This is a genomic window from Nitrospirota bacterium (assembly GCA_004296885.1).
Lineage (GTDB): Bacteria > Nitrospirota > Nitrospiria > Nitrospirales > Nitrospiraceae > SYGV01.
The window spans coordinates 269,106-288,913 of the sequence record SCVN01000023.1 but is presented as its reverse complement, the minus strand read 5'-3'; the positions used below and the strand labels follow the sequence as shown (position 1 = coordinate 288,913).

Annotated in this window: 18 protein-coding genes; 2 read left to right on the top strand and 16 right to left on the bottom strand. The window is 60.7% G+C overall.

Features of this window, described 5'->3' with window-relative positions; genetic code table 11:
• Positions 1-67: 67 nt before the first annotated feature.
• Positions 68-3,433: a DUF3971 domain-containing protein gene (locus EPO61_14500; GenBank protein TAJ07173.1), complete on the bottom strand. Its 3,366-nt coding sequence runs from the start codon at positions 3,431-3,433 to the stop codon at positions 68-70.
• Positions 3,434-3,583: 150 nt separating this feature from the next.
• On the opposite strand from EPO61_14500, the gene EPO61_14495 reads away from it, so the two are divergent.
• Positions 3,584-4,900: an MFS transporter gene (locus EPO61_14495; protein TAJ07172.1), complete on the top strand. Its 1,317-nt coding sequence runs from the start codon at positions 3,584-3,586 to the stop codon at positions 4,898-4,900.
• A 105-nt stretch (positions 4,901-5,005) separates the two neighbouring features.
• Positions 5,006-5,533 (top strand): peptidylprolyl isomerase, encoded by a 528-nt coding sequence (locus EPO61_14490; protein ID TAJ07171.1) that lies wholly within the window; start codon positions 5,006-5,008, stop codon positions 5,531-5,533.
• 120 nt (positions 5,534-5,653) lie between these two features.
• Here the strand turns inward: EPO61_14490 and EPO61_14485 are convergent, their stop codons facing one another.
• The 15 genes from EPO61_14485 to EPO61_14415 form a co-directional block, all read right to left on the bottom strand.
• Positions 5,654-5,956 carry a hypothetical protein gene (locus EPO61_14485; protein ID TAJ07170.1) on the bottom strand — a complete coding sequence of 101 codons (303 nt, stop codon included), beginning with the start codon at positions 5,954-5,956 and terminating at the stop codon, positions 5,654-5,656.
• A gap of 17 nt (positions 5,957-5,973) precedes the next feature.
• On the bottom strand, positions 5,974-6,528 hold the full coding sequence (locus EPO61_14480) for a pyridoxamine 5'-phosphate oxidase family protein (protein TAJ07169.1): 555 nt from the start codon (positions 6,526-6,528) through the stop codon (positions 5,974-5,976).
• A gap of 98 nt (positions 6,529-6,626) precedes the next feature.
• Positions 6,627-7,871: a DNA methyltransferase gene (locus tag EPO61_14475; GenBank protein TAJ07168.1), complete on the bottom strand. Its 1,245-nt coding sequence runs from the start codon at positions 7,869-7,871 to the stop codon at positions 6,627-6,629.
• Positions 7,871-8,683, bottom strand: coding sequence for a hypothetical protein (locus EPO61_14470; GenBank protein ID TAJ07167.1), 813 nt, complete (start codon positions 8,681-8,683; stop codon positions 7,871-7,873). Before EPO61_14470 ends, EPO61_14475 begins: the two co-directional genes overlap by 1 nt.
• Before the next feature lie 149 nt (positions 8,684-8,832).
• Complete coding sequence (amrB, locus tag EPO61_14465) at positions 8,833-10,095, bottom strand: AmmeMemoRadiSam system protein B (GenBank protein TAJ07166.1); 1,263 nt, start codon at positions 10,093-10,095, stop codon at positions 8,833-8,835.
• Between the two features lie 87 nt (positions 10,096-10,182).
• On the bottom strand, positions 10,183-10,935 hold the full coding sequence (locus EPO61_14460) for a hypothetical protein (GenBank protein ID TAJ07165.1): 753 nt from the start codon (positions 10,933-10,935) through the stop codon (positions 10,183-10,185).
• On the bottom strand, positions 10,935-11,783 hold the full coding sequence (locus EPO61_14455) for a hypothetical protein (GenBank protein TAJ07164.1): 849 nt from the start codon (positions 11,781-11,783) through the stop codon (positions 10,935-10,937). The genes EPO61_14460 and EPO61_14455 overlap by 1 nt, the downstream gene beginning before the upstream one ends.
• A 78-nt stretch (positions 11,784-11,861) precedes the next feature.
• Positions 11,862-12,512, bottom strand: a complete 651-nt coding sequence (locus EPO61_14450) for a hypothetical protein (GenBank protein TAJ07163.1) — start codon at positions 12,510-12,512, stop codon at positions 11,862-11,864.
• Positions 12,509-13,753: a hypothetical protein gene (locus tag EPO61_14445; GenBank protein TAJ07162.1), complete on the bottom strand. Its 1,245-nt coding sequence runs from the start codon at positions 13,751-13,753 to the stop codon at positions 12,509-12,511. Before EPO61_14445 ends, EPO61_14450 begins: the two co-directional genes overlap by 4 nt.
• Positions 13,754-13,773: 20 nt before the next feature.
• Positions 13,774-14,907 (bottom strand): hypothetical protein, encoded by a 1,134-nt coding sequence (locus tag EPO61_14440; GenBank protein TAJ07161.1) that lies wholly within the window; start codon positions 14,905-14,907, stop codon positions 13,774-13,776.
• A 90-nt stretch (positions 14,908-14,997) separates the two neighbouring features.
• A complete protein-coding gene (locus EPO61_14435; GenBank protein ID TAJ07160.1) occupies positions 14,998-16,842 on the bottom strand; it encodes a methylaspartate mutase in 1,845 nt (614 codons plus the stop codon).
• The gene (locus EPO61_14430) at positions 16,839-17,210 is read right to left on the bottom strand and encodes a hypothetical protein (GenBank protein TAJ07159.1); all 372 of its coding nucleotides are present in this window, start codon (positions 17,208-17,210) and stop codon (positions 16,839-16,841) included. The genes EPO61_14435 and EPO61_14430 overlap by 4 nt, the downstream gene beginning before the upstream one ends.
• 342 nt (positions 17,211-17,552) lie before the next feature.
• Positions 17,553-18,506, bottom strand: coding sequence for an HNH endonuclease (locus tag EPO61_14425; protein ID TAJ07158.1), 954 nt, complete (start codon positions 18,504-18,506; stop codon positions 17,553-17,555).
• 36 nt (positions 18,507-18,542) lie between these two features.
• Positions 18,543-19,445, bottom strand: a complete 903-nt coding sequence (gene lipA, locus EPO61_14420; GenBank protein TAJ07157.1) for a lipoyl synthase — start codon at positions 19,443-19,445, stop codon at positions 18,543-18,545.
• Positions 19,442-19,807: a hypothetical protein gene (locus tag EPO61_14415; GenBank protein ID TAJ07156.1), complete on the bottom strand. Its 366-nt coding sequence runs from the start codon at positions 19,805-19,807 to the stop codon at positions 19,442-19,444. The genes lipA and EPO61_14415 overlap by 4 nt, the downstream gene beginning before the upstream one ends.
• Position 19,808: the final 1 nt, after the last annotated feature.

Genomic DNA, 19,808 nt, shown 5'->3' with positions numbered 1-19,808 from the left:
CCGTAGACTGGCCGATGCTATCACGGGGGCTGAGAGGGGTCAACCGTGGGGGCAACAGGCGGAACGATCAGGGCGTGGCCGGCTCAGGCGCAGGGACGGTCTGATCCGGAGTTGTGCCCTTGGCCGGAGGCTCGGTCTGGGCATCGTCGGACGGCGCGATCAGGTTTTTCGGCAAGAGGAGCGTATTTTTCAGAAGGTCGAAGGCGAGATGGGCCATGCCGGTGACGCCGGTGGCCAAGGACTTCAAGGGCATGTAGCTCACCGTTGGCTCTTGCATCGGTCCCTTGACCTCAAAGAAGGCCGTGGTGAAGCCTTCGCGTTCCCCGGCGAAGAGTTTGCCGAAGAGCGGAATGCTTTGCAGCAGCTTCGTGTAGGAGCCGAGAGGGCTGACTGCCACTACGACATCGAATTGGTCTTCCGTCAGGTCATAGCTGCCGGCCCCGGTGATTTTCAGGACCGGACCGTCCAGAATCACGTTTTCGCTGTTCACGACCCCGTCCTTCACCGCCAGCGTGGCGCTCAGCCGTTCGAACGGAAGACCGTCTTTGGCAAGGTCCACCTTGCCTTGCAGGAGAGCCGGGAGGTTGAGAATTTTGACGATCTGCGGCACGACTCTCCCCCGTTGGATGTGGCCATGTTTGATGGCGATCTCCGCCGAACCGTTCAGGCTGTGCAAGTCCCCTTTCGGGTCCCGGCCGTGTCCCTTGAGGCTCACGCTGCCGGAAAAGTTGCCCGTGACCTGCGTCTTCTTGTCTCCGAAGCCTTGCGAGAGCTTGTCATAGGGGACGTGTGTGGCTTGGATGGCAATGTCCAGGTCCGCCGGCTTCTCTTCCGGCAGCCGGACCGAAAGGCGTCCGGCGACCTTGCCCCCATAGGCCTCTCCGGTCAGTTGCTCGACGATCACGAGGCCGTCGCCGATGCTGACCTTGGCGGAGAGAGTGGACAAAGCCAGGCCCTTGTACCGTCCCTGCCCGATACTGGCCGTCAGCGCGACGTGACTGGTGGCCGCCAGCTGTTCGAGCAGGGGGCGTAGCGGCGAACGTGCACCTTCCGGAATCACAAGAGCCAGATCGAGTTGGGCGGATTCGGCCTGGGCCTGGATCACGGGGGCCGACCAGTTCTGGAGGGTGCCGGACAGCCGGATGTCGCTGTCTTTGATCTTGAACGACAAGCGCTTGACGTCGGCCCCGTTCCGGACCAGTTGAAGCCGCAGATACACGTCGCGGAGCGGAGCCTCGACCCCCTTGGGGCTGATCAAGCCGTTGGTGAGGGCCACCCAGCCTGTGTATTGCCAGGTCTTCCAGTGGGTGCCTTTGCCCTTGATGTCGAGAGTCACTTCCAGCGTTCCCGCATCCAGCCCGCCCATCGCCAGCCCCTTCGGCAGCGCAGCCAGCGAAAGCGGTTCCGCCGCCAACGCCAGGTCCAGGGAGAATTTACCGCCCAGACGCATGCGGCCCTTACCGCCCAAGTGCAGCGGCGGGAGGTTCAAATCCAGGCGTGAAATGATCCATCGCCGGTCCCGGCCCAGGGCGGTATCCAGGGCGACCGTCGCAGGGGTCCCCATCGCTTTCTGAATAAGGCCCGGCACCAGGATGGCCGTGTCTTTCAAATCCAACCGTGCCTGCATGCTCGGCTGGTCGGTCGAGCCGGACAGGGCGACGGTTCCCGCGACCGTTCCCTTCATGGCGCTGGTCACGAACTTGATGTCCGGCAGGAGCCGTTCGAGGTGGGCCGTGTCCGCCGCCACATTCACGACGAAGTCACGATAGGCCACGACCCCTTCCGTGTCGATGGTGCCATCCACCGAGAGATAGCTGGGGCCGAGGCGTCCCGCCACCCGCGTGAAGACGGTGCTGGCTGGCGTGAACTGAAGCAGGCCGGTGACGTTCTCCACTCGATCCGGCAGGTGGGGGCTGCGGAAGCTCAGGTTGTGCGCATCCAATTCCCCGCTGATAAATCGGAGTCCCTCCTCGCTGTTCAGCAACCCGGCCAGCCGCAGGGTCAGGAAAGCGTCGCCTTGCACCTCGCGCAGTTCGGCCAGACGTCGGACCCAGGTCTGCGTCCCCAAGGTCCGGCTCAGAAACGCCACCAGATCCGCAGCCTGGATGGCCCCTGGCACATCCAGCTCGAACGAGGGCCCTGCTTCCTGGAAGACCAGGGTGGCCTTCCCCGCCGTGACCTTCAGGGGGCCGTAGCGGCCGCTGAGTTCGGTGGCTTTGATGCGGCCCGGCTCCACTACCACGGTGGCGGCCAGGTCTTCGATCGGAGTGCGGTCGGTTCCGATCAGGGCGTGGCCGTCACGGATGCGGAGTTCCCCGGTGAGCGACGGAGGGACATCGGCGCCGACGGTCGCCGTCAGCGTGGCCGTGCTCACTTCCACCGTGCCTCTGATCTCCTGGTTCTCGATGACTGACTGAAGCCGCGCGTCGATCCATTGCAGGGGGAGGCGCTGCAACAACTCATCGAGCCCGACCGGCGAGGAGGTAAAGGTGAGGGAAAAGGTCGGCTGGCCCGTCATGAGTCCGGAGGCCCCCGCCTGTCCCTTGAGCATGAGGTGCCCGACGTCGGCCTGCATGCTACTCAACAGGATGTCGTAGCCTTTGACGCCGGGCTTCATGGAGAGGGCGCCGCGCAAGTTGGCGGCGCCATTCATCCGCGGAGGAATCGGGCGGGGCCCGAAGAAGTCCGCGAGCTGGCGCAAGTCCAGGTTCAAAAACGCCGCGTCGCCTTGGAAATGGAGGCGTTGGGAGGCCAGCATGCCGTTCGCCGACTGTCCTGCCTGGGCCGGCTCTTGGCTCATCTGTCCCGTCAGGCTGAGCGAGGACAGGCCCTGCTCGCCGGGCAGTGTGGCCGCAAGCGTCACCTCGGTCGTCCCCTGTTGGGAGTTTCTAAACAGGTGGGCGTCGGTCACGCCTAGGCGGAGCGTCCGCTGCCCGCCTGGACGAAACTCATCCAGGATCGTGACCTGCCCGGCCAGGAGCTTCACTTCCTGGATCAAGAGCAGCAGGCCCAGCGGATTGCGTTCCCCTTGACTCCCGTTTGTCGCGCCGGCGGAGCCGGACTGGAAGTTCCACCGCCCCATCTGGTTCCGGTGCAGCGTCACTTCCGGCTGCTCGATATGCACCCGTTTGATGACGACGCGCAGTTGGAGCAAGGGCGTGGAGCGCAACACAAGATCAAGTTTCTTGGCTTTGAAAAAGACACGCGAGGGGTCGAGGTCCCGGATGACGACGTCGGAGAGGTCCAGCCGGATGCGGGGAAACAGGGAGATCCGCGCCTGGCCGACTTCCATGGTGCGGCCGAGTTGGTCCTCGACCTGTTGGATCAGCAGGGCTTTGACTTGCTCGGGATCGTAGAAGAACTGGAATGCCAGGACGGCGAAAAGAAGGATTGCCAGCAGGCTGAGAAGTAGAGGTCGAGCCCGAACCGTCACTCCTCCTCCGAGCGAGGATCACCGGCGGTGATCGTACGCGATGCGAAACCCGGGACCAAGGAGCCTCATCTTACCGAATCACCGGCTGGAAATCCAGGCTCAGGTCGCCCTTGACAGGGGGGCGGGAGAAGCCTACAAGCGACCGATGAGATGGTTGGCAGCCCGATGACTGCGCCGGACGCATCCCCGTCTCGCATCCGCTGGATCATTCTCGCCCTCCTGTTGGCGATCAGCGTCATCACTTACGTGGATCGGGTGAACATCTCCGTCACGGCCCGCCAGATGATGCCGGCCTTGGGGTTGACGGAAGTCCAGATGGGCGAGGTCTTTTCCGCCTTCGTGCTGGGCTATGCCCTCGGCCAGGTTCCCGGCGGCTGGCTCGGCGATCGCTGGGGGTCTCGCCGGGTGCTCACCGTCGCCCTGGTCTGGTGGTCTGCGTTCACCGCGTTGACCGCCGTGGCCGCGACGCTGCCGATTGCCGATCTGCTGGGTATCCTCGGCTCTCTGGTCCTGGTCCGTTTCCTGATGGGAATCGGCGAGGCCGCGGCATTGCCCAACTTCAACCGGACCGTCGCGAACTGGCTGCCGCCGTCCGAGCGGGGGCTGGGGATGGGCATCGCCATCGGCGGGCTGGGCGTCGGGTCCGCCCTGACCCCTCCCCTCACCGCCTGGATCATGGTGAATTTCGGCTGGCAGACCGCCTTCTATGCCGCCGGGGTGGTCGGGCTTTTGGTGGCCGGCTGCTGGTATGTCTATGCGAGGGATCGGCCTGCCGACCATCCTCACGTCAATCGAGCCGAGATCGAACTGATCGCCGGTCCTGGTGCCGTGGAGTCCGCACCATCGGATGTGCGGGTGCCCTGGCATGTTTTTTTGCGGACGCCGACGGTCTGGTGGCTGGTCTTGAGCTACACCTGCCTGGGCTATGTGGCCTACGTCTACCTCTCGTGGTTTTACCTCTACCTGGTGAATGTCCGCGGGTTCGGATTGCTGCGAGGCGCTTTCTATGCCGCCATGCCGTTTGTGGCGATCGCGGCCTTTTGTCCGCTCGGCGGGTGGGTGACCGATCGACTGGTCATCCGATGGGGCGTCAATCGAGGGCGGGCCTGGGTGGGTGGCCTGGGCATGTTGCTGGCCGCAGCCTCCATCCTGTTGGGGGCCTATACCGAGTCGCCCTTCGCGGCGCTGGGCCTGCTCTCGCTGGGGGCCGGCTGGCTCTACTTCTCCGTCGGCGCCTACTGGGCCTCGACCGTGGACCTGTCCAAAGCCCATGCGGGTACCCTCTCCGGCCTCATGAATACCGGCGCCAACATCGGCGGCGCCCTCTCCCCTACCCTCACCCCCTGGCTGGCCGAGCAAGTCGGCTGGGCCGCCACCCTTGGGGTGGCCGCGGCGGTTGCGCTGCTCGGCTGCATCCTCTGGCTTGGAATCAAACCCGGCGACGGGCTGCGGCAGCGTGAAGCGTGAAGAAAGGCCGCTTCCTACGAACAACGCTTCACGAACGACGAGATACGAATCACTCGTGAAAACGCCCCTTGCGAAGTGCGCATTCCTGCTGTTAGATTCCTCCCCATGTCCGACACCATGCAGTTCCAGAAGAAAGATCCGCGGGCGGTGATCTCGACCAAGTTCGGCGAGATGCTGATCCGGTTCTATACCGATGCGGCGCCCCGGCACGTGGAGAATTTCATCTCCTTGGCCAAAATGGGATTTTACAACGGCCTCACCTTCCATCGGGTCGTGCCCGGCTTCATCATCCAGGGAGGCGATCCGCTGAGCCGCAAGCCGGATCGGATGTTGCACGGTACGGGCGGTCCCGGTTACTGGCTGAACCCCGAGCCTAACGATCACCCTCATAAGCGCGGCGCGATCTCCATGGCCAAGATGCCGCGCGAGACCAACAGCACAAGGGACCCCAATGACAATGGGTCGCAGTTTTTCATCTGCGCAGCCGAAGCGGGCGGGCTGGACCGGGTCTATTCGGTCTTCGGTGAGGTCTATCGGGGGCTGGATGTCATCGACAAGATCGTCGCCCTCCCGCGCGACGAGCACGATAATCCGCTTGAGCCGGTGACGATGACAGTGACGATCAAAGAATAGAACGATAAGAGCTTATGGCTGATCCCTTATGGCAAAAGTTAGTTGCCAGGGTCCTAATCTGCCGCCATCTGTGTTGTTTCCGGGCCATACGCTATATGCCATAGGCCATCAGCTCTCCTCCTAGTCTGGCAGCGGGTTGGCCGCGTCTTTCCCCACCACTGTGTCCCATTTGCGCACCCACCATTTGTTCACGATCCCTTCGGTGACATAGGGGTCCCCTTTCGCAAAGGCCTCGGCGACGGCAGGAGAATCGGCCTTGAACAGGAGGACCGCCGCCCCGTCGTTTGGATCGAGCAACGAACCGGCCAGGACCAGCTCGCCTCGGCGGACGGAAGCCTGCACATGGGCCAGATGGGGCGCCCGCGACGGCCCCTGCCGGACCTCGAAATTCGGTCCCTTCTCGTAGAACAGCAAGTAGTGCATGGCCCTCCTCTTTCTCCCTACTCAGCTGGTCCTTCTTCCAGGTGCGTCGGCAGTCCGTCGATGCTCTTCAGATTCCGCTCGTGCCGATACTCGGTGAGCCGCTCATCCCCCATCTTGCAGGACCAGTCGGGCAACAGAGTCCTCTGCCCCTTGAATTCGAAGAGCGGCACGGCGAACCCGCAAGTCGTCATAATGGACTCGATGTCGAGCAGCACGATCTGCCGCTCGCCGGGGATCGTCGGAAATTGAGGGTGCAGCTCCTGCCACTCTGGGTCGCGAGGAAACACCACCCGCCCCTTTCCGTAGAGGCGCAGGATCGAAGGCTTGTCTTCGAAGCTGCAGAACATCAGCGTCAGCCTTCCGTTCTCGGCGATGTGGGCGGCCGTCTCGTTCTCGCTGCCGGTCAGGTCCAGGTAGGCCACCTGCTTGTCGCTCAGGATACGGAAGGTGTCGAGGCCCTTGGGCGAGAGGTTGATACGGCCCTCATTCGGGGCCGAGGCGTTGAAGAATACATGCTGCGCCGCAATGAACTGCTTCAGTCCGTCATTCAACTCTGTATAGAACTTGGCCATGCGGGGGGATCTCCAAACAGCGATTCTGGCTAACGTTTGACATGAAAAGCAGGCACGAACTAACGGCGGCGGTTGGAAGCTGTCCAATGCACGACTTCTTAGCCGTTCTTCCACTTTCCTGAGACATCGAACTCAATAAGCTCTTTCTTTGAATTGCGTTTGCGAATCGTCCTGCATTCGACATTCTCAAAACCAAGAGCCGTCAACATATCGGCATACAGAAGTTCGGTCGAGACAAGCGAGCCATAGAACGTCGAGTTCCCTACGATGTAATGCACTTCTGCGCATGGCGCAAGCACAGGAGCCAAGCCTTGAAAGTGCGCCCACATGTCGTCGAAATACTTTGCCACATAATTTGCGAGGATAACTCCATTCTTGTTATCGGCTCGCGCGATCTTTTTGAGCACATCACGGAGTCGGTTGCTTTTGAAGTGCGAGTTCGGACGCTCCCAGTCAATCAATCGGCTAGTGGCAATGCCCCACGTTCCCCCGATAGCCGTCCAATCTAACTCGCCAGCGTCACGACCGTTGGTTAGGAATCCAAGCCAGTACATATAGGGCCGAAGCTCACGAATGTAGGACATCCGGTTTGCGTAAGGCGGTGAGGTGACGACCAAGTCAAACGGTCCTTGCACTACAGTAGATGGGTTTCGTGAATCCCCAAGCACAACATTTCCGACGCCTGGAGGATTTTCACTGGCGCCGTGGAGAACAAATTGCACGTCCTCAACAAAGATGCGGGCCATATCGATATCAAAATCGATATCAAGCTGTCCGCCATCCTTGAAAGACATCGACTGATGGTTGAAGGCGGCGTGTGAGAGGTCAATCAATGAGCGGCAGAAGGCAACCAGAAGCAATGTCCGTTCTGCGGAACGATCCTTCGTTACGGCTGGTATGGCCGCACGAAGCATACGCAAGAACTCAAGCGCTTTTGGAGGCCACCATCGCTCGATGTTGTGTATGGGTGGCGCTGGCGCTGGCTCCACCGCGTTGCGTTTCACCAAGTCGAGAGCGGAAGCACATGCATTGCGTGCGGCAATAATGACTTTGGGTAAGTAGTACGCCGTCTTCGCTTGAGCAAGCCACACCAGAAAAGGATTGATATCAGTTGTTACCCCTTTATGGCCATGATATGCAGCGCTCAGGGCCGTTGTTCCGGTACCGCAAAACGGATCGAAAACCATCCGGGCCCGTTCGCATCCTACAACCAATTCTTCAACGATCTTCAAAGAGTACGCGGGTGTTAGGCGTAACCAGCCATGCCGCCCGGTCTTTGCGTTGAACTTATAGGTATAGTCCGCCCGTTGGCGGAGTTGTTCGCGTTCGAGAACGTCACTCATTAAGTTATCTCCGGCGCAAGAAGTGCCTTCAAGACGCTGTCAACTTCGGTGCGCAGTTTTTTGCTATTCCGTCTGAAAAACGCAGCGAGGTCGTAGCCGACGACGTCTCTCATGAAGTCATAGGTGGATATCAAAGGGTTCTTCGCGCCTTCAATGCCGGTGACTACAGCCCACTTTTCTGCGCGGTAGCGCATGAGAATGTCGTTGTCGATCTGCGCCGAGAGAATCACGGCGCAAGGAAGATATGCCTTCGTGTAGGCCGTTGCCGCGTTGGCAATATCAGCATTTTGACGCTTCGAGTCCTTGCTCTTGTAGCCCTGTCGCACTTCGAAGATGGTGCCAGTTAAGGTCGAGAACACTTTTGGATCAACACCGATGGCCTTCGAAGACTCTTTCATCCACATCTTGAATCGCTTACGCTTGGTCGCATCGGCGATCTTGTCAAGCGGGACGCGCCCATCAAGGTAGAGAGTCCGAGTCTTTCCGCTTGGCAGTGGCACCTCATAGGACCATGTGACATCGCTTGCAGAAAGGCCAAGGGAATCTTTAAGCACGGTGCGGAACAACTTTTCGCAACCTATACCAATCTGCCGATAGACGCTAGTCATGCCGCCAGCCGCCTTGTGAGCGGCGTACATCATTGGGTTATCGAGGCCGAACCAGCTGTAGAACGGGTCGCCTTGGTATAGTGTCTGAAACTGCGCCAAGGTTAGCCCGCCTCCTTTCGCGCCTTGGCCGAACTTTGGTTTGTATTGAGCGCAGACCCGTATTGGCTCAAGGATCAATTCAAGATATTCGACATCGTTTGGCATCAATAGCTAGGCTCCATTCTCGCTTCGGCAGCCCTCGACAGTTTCATCGATTGTCGGCGGTTTTTGAGAACTTGTCAACGTTCCCGAGAGCTCGATGAAGAAGAGCGGTGGAGAGAGGTCTTGCTGAAAGCTGACGGCCGATTGTTTCTTTAGAAGAAGGCCATGGAGGCGTATGTCACCGTCGAATTGTACTGATCCGTGATGCCCCGGTCGTAGCGCAGCACTGTTCCCTTTTCCGCTTGGATCAGCCGCAAGAGGGTATAGATCGTGGCGAAGCCGGAGATGCGGCGTTGGTCCCCTTCCTTCTGGATGAACGAAGCGAAGGACGCAGGGTTCAATTCCTCCACCGGCTTGAGCATCTCCAAATCCGTCTGCATGCAGCGGTGGAAGGAGAAGTCCGTCGGTGGCGATGGGTCTCCGTACCTCATGCCGAGGTGGGCCAGTTCGGCGCTGCCGATCAGGCAGTAGTCCCTCCCCGACTCAGCCAGGGCCTGCTTGAGGATGCCGATGAAGGTCTCGACCTGTCCGGCCAGGTCCTTCATCTCGGGATCCACCATGCAGGTGGGGGGGAAGGAGCAGAGTACCGGCAGGATCGTAAACGGAGGTTTGTCGGTCATGGCATGTTGCAGGAACGGCAGTTGGAATTCGATGGTGTGCTCGTTGCGGTGGCTGAGGTCTTCGTCGAAGAAGGGTTCCCCTCCCAGCTTTTTGAATCTCGCGACCAAGTCCCGATCCACCGGCACGACCCCGAGCGGAGTCTCGAAATCCTTGTCGGTGACGGCAAAGGGGTGAGTCAGGCCCGCCGTGCTGGTCCCCAGGACAACGAACAGGCTGGGCGCCTCCGCCTCCTGCAGTTCCTTGTAGGCCCAGGCATAGATCGGTCCCGCCTGGCGCAGCTCATAATGGGGAGCCACCAGGCCCTTGATCTTCTTGCCCTTGTTCTCGGACGGCTTGAAGTCCGGCCCTTCTTTGGACGTAAAGAATCCATCAAGCTGTACTTTGAGTTTTGCTCCGTCAGCCTCGTAACTCTTGCCTGAAAACCTGGCCTGCCTGACTGGGGCATTGCGATAGTCTGCCTGGGCGGCACGCTTGGCCGCCTCGACCCGCTCCCCTTCCAGGAAGAGTTTCTCGTCCAGGTCCGCTATGAGCCGCTGCAGCCGGTCCGGCATGAAGAATTCGCCGAAGCGCTTGAGGTAGGCGGCCCCGATCTGTTCGAGGGAATGTTCGCCGTCGAGGTGCTGGATGATGAAAAAGTAATGGACCGGCAGGACCAGCTTCTCCTGGCTGAGCCCGGTCGGGTCCCAGAGGACCACATACTGCTCTTCCTTCTCCTTGATCGGCGAATATTGGAGGTTCCGCAAGAGCGGGAACTTGGCTGGGTCTTTGGGGGCGTCTTGTATGGCCTGGGTCATGCCGGTGCTCGTCCTTTATTTGCGTGAGTCATAGTGTGGGGATGGTACCTGAGGCTGGGCGCCCTCTGCAACCGTTTAGGAGGCTGTCTATTCCTCCGTGGGCTCTGTCTGTGGCCTGCGTTTCATGCTCCAGAGAACCAGGCCGATGACCGTGACGGCGGCCAGCCAGAGGGAGGGCCGGCCGTAGCGGGGCTCTGCATATTCGATAAGGTCGGTCAGCCGGCCGATGAGCAGCGACATGCGGGCCATGACCGTATAGCCGAAGGCGGCGCCGAAGGCGATCATCAGAAAGAGGATGCCGGTTCTGGCCGCGACTTGCACCGGCCCCTTGTGTTCGATCGAAAAGAAGAAATAAAAGAGCACGGAGACCACCCCGACCAGCAGGATGATGGCGTTCAGGTTGCTGGCCGGATCGGCCAGGCTGAACGAGAAAGTCGGGTTTCCCTGCACCATGGAGGCCAGCGGGCGCACCGTATCCTCGACCTGCTTGAGGATGAAGGACGAAACGACCCGGGGAATGGCTAGACCCGAGCCGACCCCGACGATGAAGGCGAAGGCGATGCGGGACATCCAGGTGGCCTTGGGCACATACCGGGCCAGCATGAGCATGCCGATACCCAGGGGGATCAGCAGCGACCAGTCGCCTTGCTTGACCATGGGTTCGTAGATCAGGCGGATGATTACCGTGTCATAGGTCTTGACGATGGCATAGCCGACGGAGATGCCCACGTAGAGGTGCTCCGCCATCTTGAACAGAGGGTTGTCCTCGTAGAGGAAGGTGAAGATGAAGAGGGTCAGTCCCGTGGCGACCCAGGCTCCGAGTAAGAGTTCAAACGACATCAGGAATGGCTCCCCTGCCCCTGGGCCTGCCTGGCCCTCCGGATGGACAGATAGAAGACGTTGCAGAGGATCACCAGGATGATGATCGCAAAGTGCGTGACGGACTGGGCGTCCATGCCGGCGACCGCCCGGCCCTTCTGGCCGATCAGGACTTCGTACTCGGCCGCGCCGCGCAGGCCGCCGATCAGGCCGTTGATCTGGCCGCTGCGCAGGAGCGGATAGAGCCCTGGCGCGATCACGCCGGTGCAGCCGCCGCCCAGCTCGAACTTGTACTTGTCCTTGCCGAACACGTACCAGGTTTCGATCCCCGTCGTGCCCGCCGCCAGGCTCACCACATAGCTCACGTCGCGGAGGTTTTGGACGCCGTTCAGGACCGCCAAGCCTTTGGTCGGCTGGTTGCCGTAATCGGTTGGGAACGCTTTGTAGAGGTCCTGCCCCATGTTGATGATGACGGAGCTGCCGCCGGGGCTCCAGCCCAGGAACACATAGTCCTTGCCGTTGACCTTGCCCTGTTCCTCCGCGATCCTCGTAATGACCTCGTTGGCCATGCCCGTGCCCGGCAGCCAGAGAGTCATGCCGATTACGCGCAGGTTGTGCTTGAAGGCGTGGCGGAGCAGGGCCACGGCCTGCGGGTAAAGCTCCGGCTTGGAGGCTGGGTCGAAGTCCAGCGACAGGAGGAAGACCGAGCCTTCCGGCAGGGATTCGATATAGTCGTGCACGGCCTTCACTTCCGGGGAAATCCGGATGGCCAGCCCCACCGGGTAGAGCAGCGGCAAGAGCGTGCAGAGCCCGATCACGGCGAAGATGATCCGGCGGTCGATTTTCAACATGCGTTCGGCGAAGGTCATAAATGCGTAAATAGTGAACGGTGAACAGTGAAAGGCCGAAAAGTCTTTCCGTGCCTTTTACTATTCACCATTCACGTTTTACTCCTTTCCCCCGCCCAGATAGGCGCGCTCGACTCCGAAGATGATCTTCAGCGACAGGGCGACGGCGCCCAGGCTGACCCCGATCAGGATCGCGCGCCGCACCGAGGCGTTGAGCACGTTCAAAATCCATTGCGTGATGTCTCCGCTGATCGGCACCAGATACTCCCCCAGCGGCACCCGGCCCATCATCACGATGATGGCGGCGATCAGGAGCACCGCCGCTTCGCGGCTCCTGGCCCGGAACGACCGGTAGGCGGCCGAGGCGATGAAAAAAGCCAGGATGGCAAACATGGTGCCCTGGAGCGGGACCATCATGAAGTTGTAGATCCAGCCGAAGGCGGTCATGGTGCCGTTGACCGTTTCCTTCCCCTCCAGCCAGAGCCCGACCGCGATGGTGCCGAGCATGGCCGCGTAGAGGACGAAGCTGTAGCCCCAGCCCGGCTCCTTGCGGCGGATCTTGACCGCATGGAGATGGAAAAGACTGGTGACGCCCAGCACGAGCGCGAAGCCGCCGATGATCTGCAACCACTTGGTGACGGTGGTCAGCATCTCCTCGGAGGCGGGATGCGGCACGTAATACTGGGCCGCGAAGACGATTCCCGTCACGAGCGTGATCAGCAGGGGCAGTTGGCGGCGGAAGAAGATCATTTCACGTCCTTGAAGAAATCGAGAAAGAGCGTTTGGAACTCCGTGCCGAACAGGATGCCGCTCGTCGCCAGGATCGTCCCGATCCCCAGCACGCAGAGGATGATGCCCTTGCCGATGTCCTGCCCGCGCAACGTGCCCACCTGGACCGGCTCGCGCGACAGGTAGGCGCTGGCCGCGTAGAGCTCCTCTCCGATCAACGTATAGTCGCAGGTTGTCACGAAGAAGGGCAACTGGTGGTCGGAGTCGGTGCCGGCAATCTGGATGGCGCCGGTGCTGGCGCCGGTTTCGGTCAGCAGCAGCGACTCGGCGAAGTAGGAGCCCATGAAGAAGTTGGCGGCTGGCTTGCGCCGCAACATGATCCCGTCCACGGCGGCCGTGTAGCTGAACTGGTCGGTGGTGATGAAAAAATTGGAGTCTTCCTTGAAGACATCCGGCTTGCCCGCCTCCAGATAGGATTGTTTGGTGATCTCCTGGCAGACGGCCATGACGATCGGGTCCCGATGCGGCACCATGAGGTCCGTTTCATAGGCGGCGACGCGCTTGGCCACGCGGCCGAGGATCACGGCGGCGGCGATCGTGGAGGGTTCGCTCATGTCGCCGGCGCCGGTGAGATAAAGAATCGGCTTGCCCAGCTCCGTGGCCCGCCCGATCGCCTCGTCCACCGCGTCCAGCCCGGCGATGCGTCGGAGGAATATCTCCCGTTTCTTGGCCGCCTGGATCGAGGCGAAGAGCACCGCGCCGAACAGCAGGACAAGCAGCAGATTGTTGGCCTGGTTCCAGTTGATCCAATTGGGCTCCGGCGTGGCCGGCGCCGCCCTTGTCTCGGCCCGCTCCTCCCCGTTGGTCATGGCGAGGGTCACGACGTAGGAAGTCCCGTCCTTGAGTTCGACGCCCTTGCCAGTCTTGATGTCGTATTGGTGATAGGTCATGGGGACCGGGCGGGTCCACCAGGGGTTCTTGAGCTCCTTCGCATAGTGGCTGTTGGCGGGGAACTCAGCCAGTTGCTTGGCCGAAGCCCCGTCCTGGGCTGCGGCTAGCATGACGTGATAGTGAACCGACGGCCCTTCCCCCGGCTCGGGCGCCCAGGTCACCGTGAGGCCTCCGCCTCCGTCGTTGGGGGTGTCGAAGACCTGCACTTCGCGCGGGGCCGAGACTCCGGACGCCCACAGGGCTGCCGGCCAGGCTGCGACCAGGGCGATTGCCAGAACCAGCAAGCGCGCCCATCCTATTAAGCCGGTCATGTCACGCGCTTCGTTCATCCTCAGCCTTCGATGAGTTCCACGTTGGCCCTGGGAATCACGGTCGAGCTTCCATCCGCAAACCCGACTTCGAGCACCCGGACGTGGCTTTCTGTTTCAATCAGTCGCAGATCCGTCGGCAGTGACTTCACGTTGCCGATCCGGCCGAATAATGGGTCGCGGATGACCCGGACCTGATCGCCGGCCTGGATGCCGGCCCGCTCTTCCGCTCCCTTGCCGGAAGGCTGCGCCGCGGCGGACTTGGCAGGCTTCGGAATGATGATCTCCGGCCGGATGACGCCGGCTCTGATTTGCGTGGCGCCAGAAATTGACGCCTTTTGACCTTCATGGGTTGCCAGCAGGGCAAAGGTCTTGGCCGCCATGGGGATCACGCCGAATCCTTCCGTGATGACGAGAGTAAAGCCGATCCGCTCGGTTCCGGTGATCGCTACGCCCAGATCATAGCCCAACAGCTCGCGTAAATCCTTATCGTGGATGCCCCCGACGACCAGGGCCGCCACGCCGATCTCCCTGGCCTTGGCCATCGTGTCGGCCCCCAGGAACGAACCGCCGACCACGATCTTGCCTTTCATCGAGGGCTGGAGATGGCCAGGCGTGAGCTGCTCATCCGGCGACCGGACCGCCATGGCCAGTTCCCCCCAGGTCTCTCCCCCGATGCCGAAGATGCCCTGCACGAAGCTGGCGGTACATTCCACCGTGACGCCCTGGCCGGGCAGTTCCTCGACGACGGTCCCGTCCACATAGGCCAGGAGTTCCAGGGCCTTGGGCGGCTCGCGCAGGAGGACTTGTCCCGTGATCAAGGAAACGGACTCCAGCTTGCCTGCAATGGGCGACCGGATCTCGGTCCTGAACCACTTGATCAAAGGCTTGCTCTCGGCGATTACTTCATCGCGGGTGATCGTCTCCCCTTCCTTCTTGGTCAGATAGTCTCTGATCTCGTCCGGCGCCGCTCCGAGCAGGTTGGCCACGTTCACCACGTGGACCTTGCCGGCCAGCTCGGTCCGCGCGACCACCGTATTGGCCTGGACCTGATCGCCGGTCTTCACCGTGACCGTGCCGGGAATGGGCAGGAGCCGACGTTTGCGAAGCACCGCTGTCTCGGTGACTGTCAGGCCTGGTGTGTAGGAATGGGCCATAAATTAGCGTCTCAAAGTTGGAAAGTCGAAAAGTCTAAAAGTTATAGGGTCGGTATTTGAAAGACTTTCACACTTTCCGACTTGATAGACTCATCTCGGATACAAGTCCACCGCCTGATACCACTTTGTGAGCGCCTTGAGCCTGGCCTGGTTGTCGCCAGGCAACTGGAGCGGGCGGCCCCGGCCGTCGAGCAGCAACCCTACCACCCCTCCCCTGACTTCACGGGTGACTGCTGTGCCTTTGCCTGAGCCCATGTCTACATTCTTGGCCGGTCGCAGCTCGACGGTCGCCCGCTCCTCCGTGCCGAGGGGCAAGAGCTTCAGGTCGCCGAAGGCCAGGGCGCCGGTCTCGGCTGATCGGTTTCCGCCGAAGGTGATCGTATAGTCGGCGCAACGTTCCCCGTCCTTCCCCTGCCCGATCGGCGCGACGCAGGTGCCCAGGTAGACCATGCAGTCGCGGACGAACACGTCCGTCGCCGCCTGTTCGTTGACCGTGGAGAGGACGCCCAGGTGCGGCATCATGAAGATGCTGTCCACGGAGAGGACCGTGAAGCCGAGCGGCTCGTAGGCGTCCACCATCATCAGCATGGATTGGATACGGCGCGGCGCATGGGACAGGATGCCGCCGCTCCCGACGATCAAGTCCAGCTTCAACATGTCGATCAGGGTCTTACCCGAAGCTTGCTGCTCGAAGATGTCCGAGATCGTGCGTTCCTGCTGGACGCCCTTCAAGCCGGTCGCCAGGGACTTGTGATGGATGAGAGCCAGCCGCAAGGCTTCCCGCGAGATGGCCTGCTCGATCTGGAGTTCGTCCAAAGTTTGGGGAATCGTCGTCGGCCGGATCATCTTGTTCTTGATCCGGTTGCGCAGGACCTGTTCCTCGAGCGTAAACGGCACCCAGCGCATGATGTTCGCCAGACCCGCCTCGGCCAGGACGTTGGAGATGCTGTAGGACATGCCCAGGTTGGCGCTCACGGTCCGGTTGAAGGTCTCCCCGAAGACGGAGAAGACGTCGGTGGTCGCGCCGCCGATGTCCACGCCGATCAGGTTCAGGTTTTCCCGCTTGGCGATGGTCTGCATGATGAGTCCCACCGCGGCCGGCGTCGGCATGATCGGCGCTCCGGTCCAGTCGATCAATTTCTTGTAACCCGGCGCCTGGGCCATGACGTGCTCCAGGAACAAGTCGTGGATCTTGTTGCGGGCCGGGGCCAGGTTTTCCCGCTCCGGCGTGGGACGCAGATTCTCGGTGAGGGTCAGGGCGGTCTTCTGCTCCAGGATGTCCTTGATGCGCGGCTGCGCATCCTTGTTGCCGGCATAGATGAGCGGGAGCGAATAGCTCATGCCCAGCCTGGGGCGCGGCTCGGCCGCGGCGATGTATTCGGCCATCTCCACCACGTGGGTGACGGTGCCGCCGTCGGTCCCGCCGGAGAGGAGGATCATGTCTGGTCTCAGCCTCCTGATCCGCTCGATCTTCTCGTGCGGCAAGCGGCCGTCGTTGCTGGCCAGGACGTCCATGACGATCGCGCCGGCCCCCAGGGCGCAACGTTGCGCGCTCTCCCCGCTGATGTTTTGGACGACCCCGGCCACCATCATCTGCAAGCCGCCTCCGGCGCTGCTGGTGGAGACATAGATATCCACGCCGACTTTCTTGCCTTGCTCCTCCCGCGCCGGCGTGATGATCCGCTCCCCGTCCAGAATCTTGCGGCCGGAAAGCTCTTCGACTTCGGCGAAGGCGTTCAGGACCCCGCGGGTGACGTCCTCGAACGGGGCTTCGACCGTGGTGGGCGCTTCGCCCCGGTAAGTCTGCCGGTATTCGTTGCCGACTTTCTCGATCAGGATGGCCTTGGTCGTGGTGCTGCCGCAATCCGTGGCAATGATCACCGAGAGCGGATGATCTCCCTGCTGGCTTGTCGGCGAGGCGGGTGCGGGCGTCATTGAGGAACGGTCGTCCCGGGACTGTCCAAGGCTTCAATCATGGCGATGAGGTGGGAGATGGCGTCGCGCCGTTCAAGAAGATGAGCCGCCAGCTCGACCTCCCGCGCGTCGCAGGCCAGGTCGAGGATGGGGGCCAGGAAGTGCAAGGCCTGGCTGCCGAGGAAATTCATCGGGCCGGCCGATTCGAGAAACAACAGGGCCGGGCCGGACATCTTTCGCCGGACAATCGTTGTTGCGACTTTCTCCAGCAGCGCCGTTTCCTCGGCAGTGAGTTGCTTATCGGGCGAGCCGAGGGCAAAGGCATGTCTGAGACCGGCTTTCAGCCCGTCAATCCGCTGGGCCAGATGCGCTTTGACCTGTGGGTTCATGGGGAAGAAAATCCAGGAAATTCAGCGATGACGGCATTATAGGGAGGGGTCGGAGGAGAGTCAATTATATGAAGGCCAGGCCGCTGTCGCTTAATGCCAGAGCCCTGTTGGTCCGCCGTAGCCTCACCTTTGCTTGGCTGCGGAACTCGTCCCGTCCCGAGCGTTGCTCGAACGGGACTTCGAGCAGTCCTCGCCCCAGCCTTCGGCTGACGCGTCGGTTCGGCAACGGCGGAGCACAACAGGGCTCCGATGCCGCTCCAGCGGCCTGATCTTCACAGGAAAGCGTGGGGATGAGGCAACGGTCGTGTCTGCGCAAGTTAACCCGAAATGTGAGTAGCTACATTATTCAGTGGCAAGCTTTTCGTTTAGGTCAAGGGGATATTCCGGGTGTCGATGGTTTCCAGACATGCCGTGCTTGCGTTGGACTTTTAGTAGAGTGAGCGCGGCGGTATTGTTTGCTCTCGCTGCTGCGTCTTCTGCGGTGTCAAATTCTCTTAAGGTGTTTTGTAGAAGTACTTTGTGTTTGTTGATTCGAGCATATCGAAGAATTTTCCAAAGCAATTCGCCTCCTGCTTCAACAACTTCCAAATTGTGAATATATAACGCTCCGTCATAGGCAAGATTGAGCCCGATAGATAGCCCATAGTGTAGAAGCTCGGTTTCTTCAGGTGTGATTCTATGCTTACTAGGGGTTCTAAGTCCTCTGACTGGAAGTGCATCGAATGCAACACATGCTACGGATTTTGCCACGTGTGCGGGAATTCCAAATCTTGCGCCGGATGAGATATCGTCCAGTATCTCCAGGATTGCATGCCTGGCTCGATGGCCAATGGAATCGGTAAACCATCTAAGTTGTCGAGCAACCTCGCTGGCATGCTCCCATTCATGTCGGCCGCACTGTTGGTAGACTTTCTGCACCTCCCTGACCGTGACAGCATCTAGCATGAGTTGAAAGAGCTGGTCCGTATTAGTTAATGCCTTCTTCGATTTTGCGAGTTTAAAAACACTCGACATCTCTCTGCGTGCTTCTATCTTGCGATATAACGCTTTTCTATATTGTCGGAGTATGCCAGGGGAGAGCTTGCGCGATAATCCGCCACGTGAAGTAACTTCGTCGTGATGTTCAAAGCAAAGAAGAACTAGATTATCCAAGTCGTTATTCGATGGATTGCTATCGATGTGATGAATTTGATGCCCTCGCTTCTCGCACGCACAGCAGAGCATGTCCGCCATGTACGCGACTTTGTCAGCTATAGAAGCCGGAACATTCCTTCGTCGTTTCTTTGTGCTGGGCATGGCCGACTTGTCTAGGAAATCATGTTGTCAGTAAGTTCACTGGATCTGCTGCTCAGCATGATAAGAGCTTCGGACGAGCGGCCCGGACTCGACATGGCTGAAGCCGAGGGCCAGCCCTTCGGTTTTGAAGGCCGCAAACTCGTCCGGGTGGTAGAAACGAGCCACGGGCAGATGGTCCTTGCTGGGTTGGAGATATTGCCCGATGGTCAGGATATCGCACTGAGCCGTTCGGAGGTCCTGCATCACTTCTCGGATTTCCTCGGTAGTCTCGCCCATCCCGACGATCAGGCCTGATTTGGTGCGCGCGCCGAGCCTCTTAGCCCAATCCAATAACTCGATTGACCGGGCATACTTGCCCTGCGGGCGGATGGAAGGGAAGAGGCGAGCGACGGTTTCGATATTGTGGTTCAGGATGTCCGGCCGTTCCGCCACCACGGAAGCCAGGGCCTCCTCGTTGCCCTCGAAGTCCGGAATCAGCACTTCCACGGCACAGCTTGGAATCAGCCGGCGGATGTGTCTGATGGTTTCGGCAAAGATCGCCGCTCCCCCGTCCGGCAGTTCGTCCCGGTTCACGGAGGTGATGACGGCATGGCGCAAGCCCAGGGCCTGGACCGCTTCCGCGACTCGTAACGGTTCCTCCCGGTCCAGTTCAAACGGCCGGCCGGTCGTCACGGCGCAGTAGTGGCAACGCCTGGTGCAGATGTCGCCCAGAATCAGGAACGTAGCGGTCCGGTTGTTCCAACATTCCCAGACATTCGGGCAACGGGCCTCTTCGCAGATCGTGTGCAGCCCCAGCCGGTCCATCGTCTGGCGGATCTCCCGATAGTCAGGCCCCTGGCTGAGCCGGACTTTGAACCAGGGCGGAAGTCGCTGGCGTTCCTGGCTGGGCCGGGACGTTCCCTCCGACTTGCCTATCTGCTGTAGCGGGACGAAGGTCATGCGGTTCCCTTCCGGTCGAACCCGAACATCTGCCGCAACCGTTGTAGGAGGACCGTGACGAGGCTTGGCTGCTCCGGGTCTGGATATTCGATCCAGTCCTTCTGCGTGCCCAGATAGGCCGTCCCTTGGAAACTGAGCCGGCTGCGGAGCTGCCTGTAGCCTCGGCTATGTAACAGGCCGATCAGATGGTCGAGCGAAGCAGATTCGGTGTGGCAGGGAGGGGTCACGATCAGCATCGCCTCATACCGGAGGATAGCGCGAGGACCCCCGTCAGTCGGTTCGATCTCGACCAGCCGGTTGAATCCACGATCCCGCTCGTCCACCCCGGCCAGTTGGTGCTTCTCGATGGTCTGCTCCGGCACG

Coding starts and splice junctions, on each gene's coding strand:
- EPO61_14445 (TAJ07162.1), bottom strand. CDS start 13,753: ATGACCGGCTTAATAGGATGGGCGCGCTTGCTGGTTCTGGCAATCGCC.
- EPO61_14455 (TAJ07164.1), bottom strand. CDS start 11,783: ATGACCTTCGCCGAACGCATGTTGAAAATCGACCGCCGGATCATCTTC.
- EPO61_14435 (TAJ07160.1), bottom strand. CDS start 16,842: ATGACGCCCGCACCCGCCTCGCCGACAAGCCAGCAGGGAGATCATCCG.
- amrB (TAJ07166.1), bottom strand. CDS start 10,095: ATGACCCAGGCCATACAAGACGCCCCCAAAGACCCAGCCAAGTTCCCG.
- EPO61_14430 (TAJ07159.1), bottom strand. CDS start 17,210: ATGAACCCACAGGTCAAAGCGCATCTGGCCCAGCGGATTGACGGGCTG.
- EPO61_14490 (TAJ07171.1), top strand. CDS start 5,006: ATGTCCGACACCATGCAGTTCCAGAAGAAAGATCCGCGGGCGGTGATC.
- EPO61_14475 (TAJ07168.1), bottom strand. CDS start 7,871: ATGAGTGACGTTCTCGAACGCGAACAACTCCGCCAACGGGCGGACTAT.
- EPO61_14425 (TAJ07158.1), bottom strand. CDS start 18,506: ATGCCCAGCACAAAGAAACGACGAAGGAATGTTCCGGCTTCTATAGCT.
- EPO61_14470 (TAJ07167.1), bottom strand. CDS start 8,683: ATGCCAAACGATGTCGAATATCTTGAATTGATCCTTGAGCCAATACGG.
- EPO61_14480 (TAJ07169.1), bottom strand. CDS start 6,528: ATGGCCAAGTTCTATACAGAGTTGAATGACGGACTGAAGCAGTTCATT.
- EPO61_14440 (TAJ07161.1), bottom strand. CDS start 14,907: ATGGCCCATTCCTACACACCAGGCCTGACAGTCACCGAGACAGCGGTG.
- EPO61_14450 (TAJ07163.1), bottom strand. CDS start 12,512: ATGATCTTCTTCCGCCGCCAACTGCCCCTGCTGATCACGCTCGTGACG.
- EPO61_14495 (TAJ07172.1), top strand. CDS start 3,584: ATGGTTGGCAGCCCGATGACTGCGCCGGACGCATCCCCGTCTCGCATC.
- EPO61_14485 (TAJ07170.1), bottom strand. CDS start 5,956: ATGCACTACTTGCTGTTCTACGAGAAGGGACCGAATTTCGAGGTCCGG.
- EPO61_14460 (TAJ07165.1), bottom strand. CDS start 10,935: ATGTCGTTTGAACTCTTACTCGGAGCCTGGGTCGCCACGGGACTGACC.
- lipA (TAJ07157.1), bottom strand. CDS start 19,445: ATGACCTTCGTCCCGCTACAGCAGATAGGCAAGTCGGAGGGAACGTCC.